Origin of the sequence: Bacillus timonensis (genome assembly GCF_000285535.1) — a bacterium.
GTDB classification, from domain to species: Bacteria; Bacillota; Bacilli; order Bacillales; family Bacillaceae_L; genus Ferdinandcohnia; species Ferdinandcohnia timonensis.
The window spans coordinates 724,419-741,163 of the sequence record NZ_HE610986.1 but is presented as its reverse complement, the minus strand read 5'-3'; the positions used below and the strand labels follow the sequence as shown (position 1 = coordinate 741,163).

17 protein-coding genes and 2 pseudogenes are annotated in these 16,745 nt (G+C 34.1%); 9 read left to right on the top strand and 10 right to left on the bottom strand.

From position 1 onward, the window contains the following. The first annotated feature begins 24 nt into the window (after positions 1 to 24). The 9 genes and pseudogenes from BTHG_RS12265 (at position 25) to BTHG_RS27390 (ending at position 6,894) form a co-directional block, all read left to right on the top strand. On the top strand, positions 25 to 1,254 hold the full coding sequence (locus BTHG_RS12265; RefSeq protein ID WP_010677040.1) for a polysaccharide pyruvyl transferase family protein: 1,230 nt from the start codon (positions 25 to 27) through the stop codon (positions 1,252 to 1,254). A 307-nt stretch (positions 1,255 to 1,561) separates the two neighbouring features. After that, positions 1,562 to 2,272, top strand: coding sequence for an IspD/TarI family cytidylyltransferase (locus BTHG_RS12260; protein ID WP_010677039.1), 711 nt, complete (start codon positions 1,562 to 1,564; stop codon positions 2,270 to 2,272). A 40-nt stretch (positions 2,273 to 2,312) separates the two neighbouring features. Further along, positions 2,313 to 3,398 carry an NAD-dependent epimerase/dehydratase family protein gene (locus tag BTHG_RS12255; protein ID WP_010677038.1) on the top strand — a complete coding sequence of 362 codons (1,086 nt, stop codon included), beginning with the start codon at positions 2,313 to 2,315 and terminating at the stop codon, positions 3,396 to 3,398. Continuing rightward, positions 3,367 to 4,056, top strand: a complete 690-nt coding sequence (locus tag BTHG_RS12250) for an L-ribulose-5-phosphate 4-epimerase (protein WP_010677037.1) — start codon at positions 3,367 to 3,369, stop codon at positions 4,054 to 4,056. Before BTHG_RS12255 ends, BTHG_RS12250 begins: the two co-directional genes overlap by 32 nt. Before the next feature lie 129 nt (positions 4,057 to 4,185). After that, a complete protein-coding gene (gene galE, locus BTHG_RS12245) occupies positions 4,186 to 5,181 on the top strand; it encodes a UDP-glucose 4-epimerase GalE (protein WP_010677036.1) in 996 nt (331 codons plus the stop codon). 16 nt (positions 5,182 to 5,197) lie between these two features. After that, positions 5,198 to 5,662, top strand: coding sequence for a VanZ family protein (locus BTHG_RS12240; RefSeq protein ID WP_010677035.1), 465 nt, complete (start codon positions 5,198 to 5,200; stop codon positions 5,660 to 5,662). Positions 5,663 to 6,016: 354 nt separating this feature from the next. Further along, complete coding sequence (locus BTHG_RS27660) at positions 6,017 to 6,085, top strand: hypothetical protein (protein WP_269719502.1); 69 nt, start codon at positions 6,017 to 6,019, stop codon at positions 6,083 to 6,085. Positions 6,086 to 6,134: 49 nt separating this feature from the next. Further along, positions 6,135 to 6,566: pseudogene (locus BTHG_RS27395) on the top strand (ATP-binding protein). Between the two features lie 139 nt (positions 6,567 to 6,705). After that, complete coding sequence (locus BTHG_RS27390) at positions 6,706 to 6,894, top strand: magnesium chelatase subunit ChlI family protein (protein WP_010677033.1); 189 nt, start codon at positions 6,706 to 6,708, stop codon at positions 6,892 to 6,894. 278 nt (positions 6,895 to 7,172) lie between these two features. Here the strand turns inward: BTHG_RS27390 and BTHG_RS26255 are convergent. From BTHG_RS26255 to istA, 10 genes and pseudogenes are all read right to left on the bottom strand, one after another. Further along, positions 7,173 to 7,418: pseudogene (locus BTHG_RS26255) on the bottom strand (ATP-binding protein); the annotation flags it as partial. Between the two features lie 87 nt (positions 7,419 to 7,505). Continuing rightward, entirely contained in the window at positions 7,506 to 8,522 is a 1,017-nt protein-coding gene (locus tag BTHG_RS12225) for a site-specific integrase (protein WP_010677030.1), read from the bottom strand. After that, positions 8,512 to 9,501 (bottom strand): tyrosine-type recombinase/integrase, encoded by a 990-nt coding sequence (locus tag BTHG_RS12220; RefSeq protein ID WP_010677029.1) that lies wholly within the window; start codon positions 9,499 to 9,501, stop codon positions 8,512 to 8,514. The genes BTHG_RS12225 and BTHG_RS12220 overlap by 11 nt, the downstream gene beginning before the upstream one ends. After that, entirely contained in the window at positions 9,491 to 10,714 is a 1,224-nt protein-coding gene (locus BTHG_RS25880) for a site-specific integrase (protein WP_010677028.1), read from the bottom strand. The genes BTHG_RS12220 and BTHG_RS25880 overlap by 11 nt, the downstream gene beginning before the upstream one ends. Positions 10,715 to 10,862: 148 nt before the next feature. Further along, positions 10,863 to 11,051 (bottom strand): ATP-binding protein, encoded by a 189-nt coding sequence (locus BTHG_RS26250; protein WP_269719493.1) that lies wholly within the window; start codon positions 11,049 to 11,051, stop codon positions 10,863 to 10,865. 113 nt (positions 11,052 to 11,164) lie between these two features. Then, a complete protein-coding gene (locus BTHG_RS12205; protein ID WP_010677026.1) occupies positions 11,165 to 12,187 on the bottom strand; it encodes a tyrosine-type recombinase/integrase in 1,023 nt (340 codons plus the stop codon). Continuing rightward, a complete protein-coding gene (locus BTHG_RS12200) occupies positions 12,174 to 13,157 on the bottom strand; it encodes a tyrosine-type recombinase/integrase (RefSeq protein WP_010677025.1) in 984 nt (327 codons plus the stop codon). Before BTHG_RS12200 ends, BTHG_RS12205 begins: the two co-directional genes overlap by 14 nt. Then, complete coding sequence (locus tag BTHG_RS12195; RefSeq protein WP_010677024.1) at positions 13,150 to 14,391, bottom strand: site-specific integrase; 1,242 nt, start codon at positions 14,389 to 14,391, stop codon at positions 13,150 to 13,152. The genes BTHG_RS12200 and BTHG_RS12195 overlap by 8 nt, the downstream gene beginning before the upstream one ends. A gap of 68 nt (positions 14,392 to 14,459) precedes the next feature. Then, positions 14,460 to 14,828 carry an ATP-binding protein gene (locus tag BTHG_RS24865; protein WP_010677023.1) on the bottom strand — a complete coding sequence of 123 codons (369 nt, stop codon included), beginning with the start codon at positions 14,826 to 14,828 and terminating at the stop codon, positions 14,460 to 14,462. Beyond that, positions 14,825 to 16,237 (bottom strand): IS21 family transposase, encoded by a 1,413-nt coding sequence (gene istA / locus BTHG_RS12185; protein ID WP_010677022.1) that lies wholly within the window; start codon positions 16,235 to 16,237, stop codon positions 14,825 to 14,827. Before istA ends, BTHG_RS24865 begins: the two co-directional genes overlap by 4 nt. Between the last annotated feature and the right edge of the window lie 508 nt (positions 16,238 to 16,745).

Genomic DNA, 16,745 nt, shown 5'->3' with positions numbered 1-16,745 from the left:
CTTGTATTTTTTGGAGGCTTTTTAATGAAAACAATAGCTCTAGTAGGTTTGTTTTATGACAAAAACCTTGGCGATCCATTAATGGTTGAATGCGTAGAGTATTTTTATAATAAAATTGCGAAAGAAAAAGGAATCCCTATTAAATTTAAATATGTAGATTTATTTGGTAGAAAATCTGCAAATGAATATGAATTTACCCAATTCCAAAATCCGGGAATTCTTGATAGGACAAATGTATTTTTATTACGGGCTTCTGGAAAACTAATAAGACCTTTTTTTCCTAAATTAGATGAGCAAATAAAGAATATAAAATTTCAAATTAATCCAAATGAGAAACAACGTCTTAATAATTATTTTAAGAGTATGTTACGTGATACCGATTTAGTAGTGATAGTTGGAGGGGCTTTAGTTAAATATCGTCTTATTAGGGATTTCCACAATCCAATGCATACTTTAGTAGAGGCTGCTAATCATTTAAATATAAATGTTTTTTTTAATGCAGTAGGTATTGAAAATGGTTTTGATTTAACCCATCCAAGTTGCAAAATTGTAAAAGAATATCTTAATTATCCAAATATTAAAATGATTAGTACTAGGGATGATATAGACACATTAAAGAAATATGTTGGGAATTCAAATGACGTTATAATTGGAAAGTCTTCAGATACTGCAATCTGGTGTGACAAAGTTTTTGGATTTGAACCTGATTATTCCTCAGAGGAAATAGGAATTGGTGTAATTGACCCAGTTAGATTTGTTCAATATAATCAAGGGATTACCGAGGGGTTTTATGAAGATTGGATCTGCAGTATCATTAGTCAACTAGATAGACAAGGCCATAAATGGAAGTTGTTTTCAAATGGTCATATACCTGACTTTGAATTTGCGTGTAAAATAGCAGAAAAAATGGGGTTTAGTAGAGATGTGGTGATCGAAAGACCTGTTAATTATAAGGAACTAGTAGAAACAATAAATAGTTTTAAAATGATTGTTGCCAGTAGATTGCATGCTTGCATTATTGCATATGGTTTTGATAAACCAATTGTAGGGATTGATTGGAATGATAAAGTCCTTTTCTTTGGTGATGCTCTTGGGGTACCAGAAAGGTTTTTCAAACCAAAGGATAAAACCCCGGAAGAAGTCGTTCAGATTATAGAGTCATCTCTAGATTCTAAATATGATCAAAAATATAGGATGGATTACAGAAGGACAGTACTAAAATATTTGGAAAAGTCCTTTGATTTTATAAACTGAAGCAAATTCAAAATTCCTAATTCCCAAAATACTAACCTAAAAAATTTCAACTTATCAAAAAATCCTTATACAACTTTTTGTAGTTTTTGCTAAGTATCTATATTGTCTACAGATGTATTTGGTGCTAGTAAATTGTATTAATACTTATTTAATTGGAAAACTGATGGGTATTCTTTTTTTAGGTCCTAAAAATCCTTAGCACTTGGCTCATCATATATAGAGTATACCCACTTAAGGGTATATTCTATTGTTCAATGTCTAAATCAGTTATTAAGTGATAATTTTATTTTAATTTGGAGGTTATTTTATGAATATTGCACTTATTATCGCTGGTGGTTCAGGGGCAAGAATGCACCAAGATATTCCTAAGCAGTTTATAAATGTGTATGATAAACCAGTAATTATTTATACCCTGGAAGCTTTTCAGAAGCATCCTAATATAGATGGTATAGTAGTAGTTTGTATTGATGGATGGCATGATATTTTACGTGCATATTGTAAACAATTTGAAATAACGAAACTTGAGAACGTTGTATCAGGTGGGATAAATGGTCAAGACTCAATTAGAAATGGTATTTATGATATAAAAAGCAGACATAATGATAATGATATTGTTTTAATTCATGATGCAATAAGACCTATGGTATCTGAAGAAATAATATCCGATAATATAAGAGTTTGTTCCACCTATGGAAATGCAATTACAGTTATACCTTGTGCTGAGGCAATGCTTAGAACAACAGATGGCCTATCTTCTGAAGCACAGGTACCAAGAGATAATTTAAAGAGAACACAAACACCACAAGCAGTTACTCTTGACAAATTAGTTTGGGCACATGAAGAAGCTCTTCGAAGAGGGATTACAAATTCTGTTGCAACTTGTACAATGTTTATTGAATTAGAACAAAAACTATACTTTTCTATAGGTTCTGAAAAGAACATTAAATTGACCACTCCGGAGGATATAGAAATATTTAAGTCTTTATTGAATTCAAAAAAAGAAGTTTGGATGAAGTAATAAAAAGACACAAATAAGTCAAGAGATTGGATGACACTAAATGTTAGATGTAAATAATGAATTATATCAAGAAGATTTAAAACATGCCGCTTCTTATATTAATATCCCTAATGATAAGGATGATGTATCTGTTTTAATAACAGGCGCATCGGGGCTGATTGGTTCATTCCTTGTTGATACATTTGTTTATTATAATCGAAATCATAATCGAAAGATAAAAATATATGGAATGAGCCGTAGAAATGTTAAATTAAACGAAAGGTTTAATTATAGAACAAAAGATGACAATCTGGAATTAATTGCCCATGATATCTGCGATCCGTTAGACAATTCGACTAATTTTACTTTTATTATTCATGCAGCAAGTAACGCGGATCCTAAGTCATATTCTTTATACCCCGTTGATACAATTAAGACAAATATTCTTGGAATAACTAATGTATTAGAATATGCTAAAAAACATAAAGATACTAGAGTGTTGTTTACTTCGACAATGGAGGTTTATGGAGATATTAAAGGTTCAGTTGGTCACAATGAAAATGAATATGGTTTGATTGACTTTAATAATATACGATCTGGTTATCCAGAAGGTAAACGAATTTCAGAATTGTTGTGTCGAAGTTATAGTAAACAATATGGAGTTAATAGTGTGATTGCTCGATTGGGTTATATTTATGGTCCAACTATGACTACAGATGATAGTAAAGTTATAGCTCAATTCATTAGAAAAGCAATTTGTAATGAGGACATTATACTTAAAAGTAAAGGAGAACAGCGCCGTTCCTACTGCTATTTATCGGATACAATTGCGGGTCTTATGTGTGTGCTTTTTAAAGGTAAAAGTGGTGAGGCATATAACATTGCAAATAGAAATTCAACTGTAACAATAAAAGATATTGCTGAATTAATCGTAAAGCAAACTAAAAAGAATATTATATTTGACATGCCTGATGAAGTGGAAAAGGCAGGGTATTCAAGATTACAGGATGCTGTACTAGATGAAGCAAAACTTATGAAACTTGGTTGGAAACCACAATTTGATATGGTATCAGGGCTACAACGCACTATTTCCATACTGGGGGGATATAGGGACAATGTTAGAACAGCTAAAGGAAAAAGTATGTAAAGCAAACTTAGATTTAGTTGAAAAAGGTGTAGTTATTTATACTTGGGGAAATGTTAGTGCAATCGATAGAGAAAGTAATCTTGTAGTGATTAAACCGAGTGGGGTTAATTATGATAATATGACTCCGGAAGATATGGTTATAGTAGATTTGGATGGTAATGTAGTAGAAGGGAGATGGAGTCCTTCGTCTGATACAGCGACTCATCTTGTACTATATAAGACGTATCCTCAGATAGGGGGCGTTACTCATACGCACTCATCCAATGCAATAGTATTTGCTCAAGCTGGATTAAGCATTCCTGCATTGGGAACAACCCATGCAGACTACTTTTATGGAGATATCCCCTGTACCAGGGAGCTTACAAGAAATGAAGTAGAAAAAGATTATGAGTTAAATACAGGAAACGTTATAATCGAAACAATAGCTGGTTCTAATGTAATGGCTATTCCAGGTATTTTGGTCAAAAATCATGGTCCTTTTTGCTGGGGGAAAGATGCTGCACAGTCGGTTTATAACGCTGTTGTTTTAGAAAAAGTGGCTGAAATGGCATATAAAACATTAACATTAAATCCAAATAGTAGCATGAGTAACTATATATTAGATAAGCATTATTCGAGAAAGCATGGACCGAATGCGTATTATGGTCAGCAGAAATAATTACTTCCTTTTTAGGATTAATGGATTATATAAGTTTAATGTATTTTCGGAAATATATTTTACAAATTCCTCTAATAAATAAAAAGTTTTTGCTTTTTCTATATTCTTTTTGGAAGGAGGATCTCAACAATGAACATTCTGGTAACAGGTGGAGCTGGATATATAGGATCACACACTTGTATTGCCTTGCTTGAAGCAGGATATAAAGTGATTGTGGCTGATAATCTTTACAATAGTAAAATAGAAACTTTAGAAAAAGTCAAAGAAATAACTAACAAGGAAGTAACCTTCTATCAGATTGATGTAACTAATGAAGTAGCATTGGACAACATCTTTTCTAAGCATAAAATAGATGGTGTTATTCACTTTGCCGGACTAAAGGCTGTAGGTGAATCCGTAGAAAAGCCGTTAGAATATTACTTTAACAATATTGTAAGCACCATGGTTCTTACAAAAGCTTGTCAGAAATATGGTGTGAAACGGTTTGTCTTTAGCTCATCAGCAACAGTGTATGGAGATAATAAAGTACCTTTCGTAGAGACAATGAATCTCCTACCAACCACTAATCCCTATGGTGAGACAAAGGCCATGAGTGAGCGAATTTTAACAGATATAGCGAATGCGATTCCCTCCTTTTCGGTATCAATACTTCGATATTTTAACCCAGTAGGGGCGCATGAAAGTGGATTAATAGGTGAAGCTCCTAACGGTATCCCAAATAATCTTATGCCATACGTAACTCAAGTGGCAAAAGGGAAACTTGAGAAATTAAAGGTTTTTGGAAATGATTACCCTACGGCGGATGGCACAGGGGTTCGCGATTATATTCATGTAATAGATCTTGCTGAGGGCCATGTTGCTGCTTTGGAAAATCTAAATGATGGGGTTAATATTTATAATTTGGGAACAGGAAAAGGAACAAGTGTGCTAGAATTAGTGAGATCTTTTGAAGAAGCTAATGGCATTGAAGTCCCATATGAAATCGTAGATCGTAGACCTGGAGATATTGCTTCTTGTTTTGCTGATACTTCAAAAGCAAGACGTGAACTTGGCTGGACGGCAGAAAGGGATCTTATTGAAATGTGTAGGGATGCCTGGCGGTTTGAGAAGAATAATCAGGAATAGGATGTAATCTTTTGAAATGAGTAAGATAGTATCTTGGATAGCTTTGATTTTATGGATATCGATAATCTTCAATATGTCACATCAACCATCATCAGTATCAAATGAACTGAGCAAAGGAATAACTGAGGTTTTTGTTCATAAAGTAGAAACTTTACAGCCAAATGAGGATTTTAAAATAAGTGAATTCAATCATATTGTTCGAAAAAACGCCCACTTCTTTATTTATTTAGTGTTAGGGCTACTTCAAATAAACGCTTTGAATCGAAGCAAAGTGAGAGGCATTTTGGGAATAACATTCGCGTTTATCCTATGTGTAATATATGCCATATTCGATGAAGTTCATCAACTTTTTGTTCCGGGTAGAGGAGCGCAAGTATTTGATGTACTTATTGATTCGGCTGGTACAGTTACAGGAATTGGGATATATTTATTGATTAGTAAGATTGTAAAGACCTTCAGAGTGTTGAACCTTTATAGATGAATATTGTTGCCCAACGAATTTCAATCGTTGGGCATTTTAGTATTATCTATGATAATAAGTATAGGACAAGGAGCCAGCAATCCAATCCTTTTTTCCAAATGGAACATGAGGGTTATTGTGTTCAAGTTCAGGTTCAAGTAACTGATTGGAAGGAATCTATGGTAATCGTTGGGGGACCGTATACTTCTGTAAGGGAATCGAAGGCCAAGGATTTTTGCCTCTTTCCATAACTCCTAGTCCCACCAATCATACCATTCCACCTTTACACGATCATAAAGATTTCCGCGATATCATTGGACATGAACAAGCCTACCGGCCTTTGAAATCGCAGCAGCGGGTGAACATAATATATTGATGAGCGGTCCTCCGGGTTGTGGGAAAAGCCTATGGCAGAGACATTTCCATCGATATTGCCTTTATTAACACAAGAGACCCAACTTGAAGTATTGAGTCTCTATTAACTTGCTAAAGAATCAATGGGTTTTACTTAAATAGCTCGATACCGAAATCCCATCATTCCGCTTCCTCTGTTGCAATAATTGAAGGTGAATCCAATCCAAAACCCGGAGAAATCTCACTTGCTCATCGCGGCGTGCTCTTTCTTGATGAGATGCCTGAATACCCAAAGAAAACGCTCGACATGTTAAGGCAGCCATAAGAATCAGGAAAGGTGACAATTAGCAGGGCGCAGTCCAAAGGTACCTATCCATCATACTTTATCCTTATTGCAGCAATGAATTTATGTCCTTTTGGATTTCTAGGTTTCAAAGTGCGTTATTGTACTTGTACACCGAAACAAATTCAAACCTATCAAAATAGAATTTCGGTCCTATTTATGATCGAATTGATATTTTACTATCTCATCAATCCGTTAACCACGATAAGCCAGCAAAAGACCCGTTAAGCTTGGCAGATATTCGAAAAGAGGGTAGAAAAGGCACGCCATAAAGCAATATGAACGGTATCAAGAACAGGTGACAAATGCGAAAGTTCCGTTCGAAAAAATGTCTTCCTCAAGCCCATTGAAAGAAGAACAGTAACATATGATTAGACAGGCTTCACCCAAACATCAAAGGAGTAATCGGGTCCAAATCAAAATTATCTGTTTGGCTAGAACGATTTCTGATTTGGAAGAACACCATGAGATTACGGATGAATCTATATGGAAGGCAATTACGCTAAGAAGGGAACAACACCATTTGAAAGCACAAGTAAGAACAAGTAGAGCTTGAAAACGAAAAAATGGGAAGAGGGTGTGGTCAAAGTGCCTCGTATGGCAAGAATCATAAGTAAAACAGGAATCTATCACTTAATATGGAGGGAAGCGAATCGGCAGGAAATTTTCCATGATGAAGAGGATTTTAGATTATTCCTAGATATTCTAAAAAAGCATAAATTGAAGATTAATTTGACAAGTTATGCATGGTGTCTAATGAGTTGTATTTTGCAAGAAAAAAGTGCATAGTTGCGCAATGAATTTTGCAGAGTTTTGCCACCCAATTGTTTCAACTTATCTTGCCCGTGATAAAGCGTTCGATAATCTATAACTTCCACCATTAAACGTTAATACATGGGCATGATGAATTAAACGATCCACTAATGCTGCCGTTAGTCTAGAATCAATAAAAATTCGATTCCATTGGCTAAATTCAAGATTAGATGTGATTATCAGGCTTTTCTGTTCGTACCATTCAGCGATAAGCTGAAATAGTAGTTCGGAGCCTTCCTTGCTAAAAGGTAGATAACCCATTTCATCTTATGGAAAGTTAAATATTATGTGAAGTTGAATGCTAAAATGCTAATACCATAACAATATTTAGCATCCAACTTTGCATAATAAATGCTATATAAATTCCTTTAGCCAATTAAGTAAGTCCTTTTTATCCTTCTTTGTAAGCTTTTCATCTGGGAGTACCTTCGGACTTGCTTGTTCAATAGCCTTTCTTTTGATCTCAGGATTGGATTTTGCATATATTTCAGTAGTAGTAACTGAAGAATGACCTAAGAAATCCCTAATGTAAATCAAATTAAGTCCGCTTTCTAATAAATGCATTGCTTTACTATGTCTTAGTATGTGTGGAGAAACTTTATTTGGGAATAAATCTGGGTTGTTTATTTTTGCTATCTCAACATATTTGTTTAAAATATATGCAAGTCCTGCCCTAGTAAGTTTCTCTCCTTTTTTATTAAAAAATAATGGTTTTGACATTTTGAATTCATTTAACAAATCGTTATCGTTAATATATACCTTTATAATATTTACCGTTTGTGGCATCACCGGAATAATTCTGGTTTTACTACCTTTTCCAGTTAATCGTATTGTGGAAGGTGCATTTATTCTAATATCGCTAACCGTAATATCAGCTATTTCCTGGACTCTTGCACCAGTATCATACATTAGTGAAAGAATACCTAAATCCCTTCGGCCTTCTTTCTTAGAGATATCGGGTAAAGTCAATAGATGTTTAATTGCCTCTATAGATAAGTAGTTCATTTCAACAACGGGAGTTTTTTTAGAACTTATAGATATAATAGAATTGCACAGATCCATATACTCTGGAGCCTCAATCTGTATATATCGAAAGAAGGCATGCAAAGCAGCCAATCTTTGATTTCTAGTTGAAATAGAGTAGTTTTTCGAACTTTCTAGCCAAACTAAAAACTCTTCAACCATCTTCCTGTTCATTTTAGCAAAACATAATTTTTCGGGTTTGATACGAAGCACATCATTGCAGTATCTGAGAAAAATTGTAAAGGTATCCCTATAGGATTTAATTGTATTTTCGCTATACCCTGTTTTATAGGGAATATATTTAAGAAAATAAGTTGTTAGAAACTTCCCGAAATCATTACTGTTCATCTATTTTCACCTCCGGGAAAACTCCATCGTAAAGAGGTGTAATTGAATCAATGATTTGTCCGTAAGCTTCTTCTGTAAGTCTTAGATATTTTTCTGTACTTTCAATATCCCTATGACCTAAGTAAGCACACAAAATCGGCAAAGCACAATAAATGTCTTGTTCTTCTTTGACCATTTTTTCTAGCGCATGTACTGCGAAAGTATGACGGATATCATGAACCCTTGGGCCAATCTCGTTATCTGCAAATATTCCTGCCGTCTTCATAAAATGTTTGAATTTAATATATACTGGGGTTTTGTTATATCTCCCATTATCCCGTGAGGGATAGAAATATCCATCATCGAACATATCAAACCCCATTTTCAAAACATACTTTCTACAATAATTGTTTAGTGAGTTTGACATAGGAACTAATCTACTAGTGTTGTTTTTAGCTTTTGTAACTGTCAGTATCCCATTTTCTAAATCAACATTTACTTTTTTCAATGACAGTGCTTCATTAATCCGTAATCCGCATCCATATAACATCCTAAAAAGCATTGGATAAATCAAATGATAGTGCTTACTCGATGGAGTAAATACTAAATTATCTACAACATTTAATATTCTAGCGATTTCTTCATGCGTAAATATATAAGGAACAAATGATTTTGAAATAGGAATTAAATCTTTTGGATGAATATAAAAATTAAAGCCAAGTGTATTCATAAATAGGGCAAATTGTCTAATAAGGCTCATCCTCATATGCTGTGTTTTTGCTGATTCATTGCCCCTTCGGCTAACATATTCCTCTACCATTTCTTTATTTAATATTAATGAAGACATTTCATATTTTTTAAAAAAATCATCCATATATCTTAGGCTATAAAAAGAAGATTCTCCGAATTTATAACCAAGATTTCTTTTGTACTCAACAAACAATGGACAGTACTCCTTAAATGGACCGTCAAAAACGAATTGTTTTTCTCTATCTTTCATAATGCACCTCCAATGCTACTGATCGAAGTTGCTCAATGTCGATACGGAGATACAATTTTGTAGTATTCGTATTTTCATGCCCTAAAACACCAGTAATAACTGGATATGGTGTATTACTCTTAAGTAAATTGTTCGCCATACTATGTCTCATGGAATGGAGACCATGTTTTCTCTTATTTATAGAGATGCCTGCGGCATCCATATATTTATCGATGGTACCCCAAAATACATTCCCTTTGGTAAATGCTATAAAAGGTGCTCTATGCCTAATGAAAATGTGTGGATCATCAGACTTAGGACGACTATTTTTTATATAATCAATTAAGGCATACTTCAAATTTTCTATTAATGGAAGGCGTAATGGATTTTTCGTTTTTTCTTGTATGAATTCTATAGTATCTAAATGCCATTTAATATTTTTAAGTTCTAGATGCCTTATATCCCCAGCACGCATTCCTAATTGTACTGCCAATAATAGTATTATATAATCCCTACGCCCAATCTCTGTATCTCTATCAACATGTAAAAGGATTTTTTGAATTTCCTCTATTGAATAATAGGAAGGGATTCTTTCGAACTTATTCGTTAGGATAACTGGAAAAAGCCGATCAAGTGGAGAACTGGTATAGCCTTTTGAAAAAAGAAAGGCTAAAAAGTCTCTCAAGGTGAACAAAATACCAGATCTCGTAGCATTAGCATATTCATTCAATGTTTCCAGATAGGACAATATATTATTAGGTTTCAAATTATTGAAATCAGTTTGATTTTTCCCTCCTAAATAGCTCAGAAAATGTACAATTTTACCCTGTTTATTCTGTATTGTACGTTTTGATAACTGCAGCTCCGTTTGGAGCTGGATATATTCATCAAGTATATTTTTAAATTGATTTGGGACTTGCATTCCTACTGATTGATGGCATTTATTAAATGATTTATGCTGGCGATATTCTTCCAAAACCTTAATGCATCTTACTTTAAAAACCTGGGAATTTGATAGTTTCATGCCTTTTTCAATACCGTAATATTCTGACAGGAATGCATCACCCAACTCCATTGAGAAGTTAATGTAATTATTAGCTTTAGCATAAATTTGTAGGTGTTTCCATTTAAGTTTGTAATTATATTGGGTTCCTTCAGAGTAATTCAATTCCTTCAAATAGAGAGCCGCCTGTTGAATTAAGTCCTCGAGTGGAATTTCAGTAATATCAGTCATATTATACCTCCTTAAAATATGACTGATATTACTACAACATGGTAATATAATGCAAAGTCCAATGTTAAAAATCGTTATAAAATAGGGCTTTTAATATTCAACTTTACATAATATTTAACTTTCCATAAGATGAATTATGAAAAGCTTTTCATAATTCATCAAGAATGATTAATTCTACCTTTTCAAATTTTTTTCTAACGGAAGGCAACTTATCTTGTTTCAGTGCTTGTTCCAATTGTTCGATAAGTGTAGATACACGATAGAATCTAACCTCATAACCCATTTCACAAGCTTTTCTTCCTAATCCAGTTGCTAAATGCGATTTTCCGTTATGCAAAGCTTTTCATAACGGAAATTATCGAAAGTTTTTGTTTATGGAAAGATATCTCTGATTAATCGTAAGAATCTTAGTTGTAATTACAAATATCTTTCCATAATATTTAAAAATTCCTATCGACAAAATTCCTCTAGCCACTTTAATAAATCTGTATCCTGATCCCAAACAGGGGTATCTTGCGTCACAACCTCCATATATGCGGCTTCTAATGCATTTCTTTTTATTTCCGTATTTGCTCTTAAATATATATCAGTTGTAGTTACATTTACATGACCTAGTAAATCCCTTATATAAATAAGATTTACACCAGCCTCTAATAAATGCATAGCTTTTGTATGCCTGATCATATGAGGATGAAGTCTGTCAGAGAACAGAACATCTGAATGAATTTCCTGAGCCTGTTTTAAATACTTTTCTAAAATGTATGTGATTCCAGGCCTTGTAAATGGGCGTCCATTACTATTATAGAAAAGTGGATAATCTTGTTTTCCATTTTCCAAAAGTTTGTTTTCTTTCATGTAATTCTCCAACAGAACTCTTGTTTTATCCATAATAGGTACACTTCTTCGTTTATTTCCTTTGCCAGATAAAGTAATGGTGGCTGGCTTCGCCAGTCTGACATCTCTTGTTTTTAAATCAATTAATTCTTGTACTCGTGCACCTGTATCATATAGAGTAGCCATTAATGTTAAATCACGACGCCCTCTCTTCTCATTAGTATCAGGTTGTTCTAATATATACCTTAAAGATTCCTGCGAGAGAAATTCAACTGTCTTTATTTCTCTTTTTTTAAAGGGAATTCCTAATATTTTTTGACATTCAAATATATTTTCAGGGTGTTCTGACTGTGCATAACGGTAGAAACTATGGATTGCTGCCAGTCTTTGATTACGGGTGTTAATTCCGACGTTACGCGACTTTTCAAGCCAAAGGAGAAAATCTCTAATTTTTTCTGCTTTTATTTTTTCAAATGTAAGGTGCTCCGGTTTAATATTTAATTCAAAATCAAAGTATAGTAACACCTGTTTAAAAGTATCCCGATAGGACTTTATTGTATTGACGCTAACATTACGCTGGCCTGGCAGGTAATCGGAAAGGAAGCGTGTAAGCGTTCTGGCAAAATCAGTCTGTTTCACTGAAAGATACCTCCGGTATTATAGTTGAAAAATTCTGTTCAACTGATGCTATAATTTTTGGGTATAAATCAGCAGTCAGCCTTAAGTAATGTTGTGTACCTCTTAAATCAACGTGTCCTAAAAATGCAGAAAGATAGGGAAGGAGATTCGAAAGATCTTCTTCATTTAAGACCCATTTTTTCAAACAATGGACCGCAAAAGTGTGCCTAAAATCATGAAGTCTTGGTCCCTTTCCACTATGAGATATTCCAGCCTTCCATAATATCTCTCTAAATAGTTTATATATAGTACTTTCCTTATAACGTCCTCCGTAAGGAGATTGGAATAAATAAGTATCACTGGACTTGGTGTGATGAGTTTCCTCCATATACAGTCGACAACGCTTCGTCAATGTATCGGTCATCGGAACTTTTCGTTCTTTTCCAAATTTCGCATCTCGAATGAATAAAGTTCCATTACCCAAATCAACATCTTTAAGTTTTAAATTCAAAGCTTCTGAAATTCGGAGGCCACAACCATATAACATACGGAACAGAAAAGGTAAGGTCAGGTGTCTGTTGGGAGAAACATCTGAATAAGGATACATGTCGCATGTGGTAAAAATGTTCTTCAACTCTATTTCAGAAAAAATGTATGGAACATAAGAATATCTATCAATCGAAATAGTGGCAGCTGGAAATATGTATGCCTCATACCCAAGCCGAACCATATAGTTAGCGAGCCCTCGTATGATAGAGATTCTTCCATTTCTAGTACTGACAGTCTCATTTGGCCTTTTTTCTGTCCAAAGAAATACTAATTCTTTCGGAAGTTTTATATCAATTAAGTTTTCATTGGCAGCCAAAGTGTCAAATTGTTTCAATAGGGAAGAGCCTTTTTTGTACTTATAGCCAACAGACCTCTTTTCCTCAATGTATCCATCAATCAGTGGACCAAGAATACTTTGAAACACTACAGATTCCTTAGACATTCTTAAGCACCTCCTCTGGATCAATGGCACATTTCCTTAACCCATCTATTCCTGTATGCAGATAGACATTGGTAGATTTAGAATTAAAATGTCCTAGGATCTCAGAGATTACTGGTAATGGTGTTCCCTGCTCAAGCAAAGTACTCGCAAGAGTATGACGAAGCGAATGTAACCCTTGCCTTTTTCCATCAGGAACTGTAATTCTGGAAAGTCTGGTATATTTTGTAATGATATTATGAAGATTAGCGTCTCTTCCAAAGGCCTCAAAGGGTGCATTCATCCGAATAAAAACGAAAGGAGATTTACTAATAGGACGCCCATTTTTTATGTAATCAATTAATGCCCAACCAATATCATTTAATATTGGATATGACACGATATTCTTTGTTTTATTTTGTCTTATTTCTATAGTTTTTGATTGCCAGTTTAAATCAGATAACCTCAGGGATTTGATGTCGCCGACCCTAATACCAAGTTTGGCAACCAGAAGCAGAATCGTATAATCTCTCTTTCCGGTTGGATTTCCTCTGTCGATACTATTCAACATTCGAATAACATCCTCTTTATTCCAGACAGAAGGAACAGGCGGATAATAATATTTACTCTGTTTGGGAACTTTTAAAGATAAATCTTCATCCGTATATTGGTTAACATAGAGAAATCTTAAATAAACCCTCAGAGCTGTTAAAATAGATGCAATGCTTTTTTCATGATACTTGTATATTGTTTTTACATAATCAGAAATCATCCCCGCGGTAATATCATTCGATTTCTGAACCTTTCGGTTGTCAAGATAATCTATGAAAAAGAATAAGCGTTGCATACGCGTACGTAGACCTCTTTTTGAGTACTCGTTATTTTCGCATTCCTTCTCATAGGCTGTAAGTTCTATTTTAAACTGTGGGGGTTTAACATATCCTGGCTTTTTTACGATCCTTCGAATAATCACACCATGAAGCTGATAATCGCCAAGAACTCTTATTCTTCTAATAGGGCCTTTGAGTCCTTTAGGCATAGCCTCCTGATAATAGTTAACTGTACAATTGTATGCTTCCTTCAAAAAGTCCCTTCCTAATGCTTCTGAAAAATAAACTTCATTTCTTGTTTTTGCAAATGAAATAACTCTTTTGTAAAAGGCACGATATCCACAAATAGTGTTATATGCATAATTTAACCTTTCTAATTCTGATAAAACTTTTGAAACTAATTCTTCAATGGGAATTCGATTCTCCATATAGCACCTCCAAGATTTAATAAATCTATTGTGAGGTGTTATGGAAAGAAATAAACGTATATTTCAATTCAAATATGGAATATACACTTATTTCTTTCCATAAACAAAAACTTTCGATAATTTCCGGTCCCAGGTGCTCCTATCAAAACAACGTTTTGTTTCTGCTTGATAAAATCAAGGCTCATTAAACCATCTTTATCAATCTGTGTCGGAAACCTAATCCTTTCGGTCCATTCATAATTACTTAAACTCTTCGAGTCTAAGAACCTTGCGTTTTTAATTAAGCGTTGGACTTTTGCTTGCTCACGTAGTCTAAACTCTTCCTTAAATAAAGCCTCTAAAAATTGGGAAGGTGATTCAAAAGGAATCGACTCATATATTTCAGAAACATAAGCGAGTCTTAAAGACTTACACATAGAACGGATTTGCTCGCTCATGATTGTTCACCCCCTGTAGGTGCCAACGAATCATACTCGTCCCAATCTAGCCCGAAGGGATTTTCGTTGTTTCCAGAAATCAAATCATAAAATTCCTCGTTAATTCTTTTAATATCGTGTGTAACTAGTAAGTTTACTATTTCTAATAGTCTTTCTTTCCTAACGACAAGATCTTCAACCATCAAGTAGTCATTAATGCGGCCAGGTAAGTATTTTTGATATCTTGAATAAGATACCGCTCTTGGTTTTCGAATCCAATCCTTGAAAATGGATAACCATGGAATAGCTCTCTTTTTGTTCATATATGGCCTAAAATCTTCAAACAGAATTTCTCCATCGGGTGATACAGCCTTATATTTATCCCATGTCACTACAAAGTATATGAAAGGGTAATTCGATGCTTTCGGGATATGTATCAATGTATTATCTAATTTTGACTCATTATACTTATTAACTTTTGCATCAATCTCTTTAAAGACTGGATAATCCTCCTCTGGTAACTCAAGCAAATAGTTCTTTTCTTCATTCCAAAGATCTTCGATCAACACTTCTTTCTCATAGTGAAGTCTTTGGCGGTCTTTTTCTAATTTAACACGAAGTGTTTCTGTAAAATCATCAAAACTATTCATAACTGGTGATGCTGTAAAGAAGTTGTATCTAATATAACCTACCTTATTTTCCACACTTCCTTTTTCATTACCTTTACGTGGATTACATACTTGAACCTCAAAACCATAGTGATTTTGGAACTGGATAAAGGCATCCGTTAGTTGAGCCTCTTCAGTTTTTGATCTGATTTTCTTAACGGCCGGAGTTAAATTATCAATCCTAACTTTTCTAGGAACTCCTCCGGATTGTTTAAATAAAAGTTTCAGTCCTTCAAGAAAACATTCTTGATTTTCAGATGGTAATGGTACCGCAAACCCAGCATTACTGTACGGATAGGACATTACTAACACATGAGTATCCACAAATTCACCATCTTTAACAACTTCCATGACACCAAAATCAACTTGTGCTTCACTTGGAGGATGTTCTAATCGTTCATGTCCTTTATCAAGTTCTTCATTATGGCTATTCTCCCAATCTGTTATGAAATAACAAACAGTTCTATAGGAACCCTTAAATCCAAGATCCTGAAGATCCTTGAATATCTGCTTTTTTGTTCTTCGTAATTTTTTCTTTAATTTACTATCTTCAAATAGCCAATCTGAAACTATTTCTCCCCATTTTTCAGAATGCATCATACCTTTAGATTTCTTGATCTTTGATTTAGGTAACTGAACTTCGTCAGCATACTTCTTAGCTGTCCTCCAATTAATCCCTAAAGTTTCCTTAATTTTTGTTATTGATAATCCTTTTTTGTTACGTAAGTGTTTGATACAATTAATATCAGACATTGCTAGCATCCTTTCTACCTCCACTACAAATTGCTCGACAAAATTAATGTAGTGGGACTTGGGGTGACTGGCAAGTCTTTTTTTATGCACTCATAAAATAAAGTGCAGGACTCTGCATTTTTTCTTTGCAAAGGTCTGCACTTTTATTTTGCAATAAACATGAGTAATCATGTTCATTTATTTAATGAAGGAAGGGGATGAAGTATTTCGACAACAATGAAACGGATTGGTGTAAGTTATATAGGATATTACAATTGGTAATACTGAACAACAGGTCATCTTTTTCAAAATCGGATCAGAAGTGAAAATGTCCAAGATAGAATCTATTTACGAACAGTTGTCAGGTATATTCATCAAAGTCCCGTAAAAGCAGGGATGGTAAAGCAAACGTAAGAATGAAAGTGGAGCAGCTGTCTAGGGTACTAAGTCAAAACCTTTACCCTAAAGGATTATTGGATCGTAAATTACTATTAAATGTGTTTTCTTCTGACACTAAAATTGCTCAAAATCTTTTTAA

Bases quoted from the DNA above. Each gene is read 5' to 3' on its own strand.
- BTHG_RS12265 (WP_010677040.1), top strand. From the start codon at position 25: ATGAAAACAATAGCTCTAGTAGGTTTGTTTTATGACAAAAACCTTGGC.
- BTHG_RS12260 (WP_010677039.1), top strand. From the start codon at position 1,562: ATGAATATTGCACTTATTATCGCTGGTGGTTCAGGGGCAAGAATGCAC.
- BTHG_RS12255 (WP_010677038.1), top strand. From the start codon at position 2,313: ATGTTAGATGTAAATAATGAATTATATCAAGAAGATTTAAAACATGCC.
- BTHG_RS12250 (WP_010677037.1), top strand. From the start codon at position 3,367: ATGTTAGAACAGCTAAAGGAAAAAGTATGTAAAGCAAACTTAGATTTA.
- galE (WP_010677036.1), top strand. From the start codon at position 4,186: ATGAACATTCTGGTAACAGGTGGAGCTGGATATATAGGATCACACACT.
- BTHG_RS12240 (WP_010677035.1), top strand. From the start codon at position 5,198: ATGAGTAAGATAGTATCTTGGATAGCTTTGATTTTATGGATATCGATA.
- BTHG_RS27390 (WP_010677033.1), top strand. From the start codon at position 6,706: ATGATTAGACAGGCTTCACCCAAACATCAAAGGAGTAATCGGGTCCAA.
- BTHG_RS12225 (WP_010677030.1), bottom strand. From the start codon at position 8,522: ATGAACAGTAATGATTTCGGGAAGTTTCTAACAACTTATTTTCTTAAA.
- BTHG_RS12220 (WP_010677029.1), bottom strand. From the start codon at position 9,501: ATGAAAGATAGAGAAAAACAATTCGTTTTTGACGGTCCATTTAAGGAG.
- BTHG_RS25880 (WP_010677028.1), bottom strand. From the start codon at position 10,714: ATGACTGATATTACTGAAATTCCACTCGAGGACTTAATTCAACAGGCG.
- BTHG_RS12200 (WP_010677025.1), bottom strand. From the start codon at position 13,157: ATGTCTAAGGAATCTGTAGTGTTTCAAAGTATTCTTGGTCCACTGATT.
- BTHG_RS12195 (WP_010677024.1), bottom strand. From the start codon at position 14,391: ATGGAGAATCGAATTCCCATTGAAGAATTAGTTTCAAAAGTTTTATCA.
- BTHG_RS24865 (WP_010677023.1), bottom strand. From the start codon at position 14,828: ATGAGCGAGCAAATCCGTTCTATGTGTAAGTCTTTAAGACTCGCTTAT.
- istA (WP_010677022.1), bottom strand. From the start codon at position 16,237: ATGCTAGCAATGTCTGATATTAATTGTATCAAACACTTACGTAACAAA.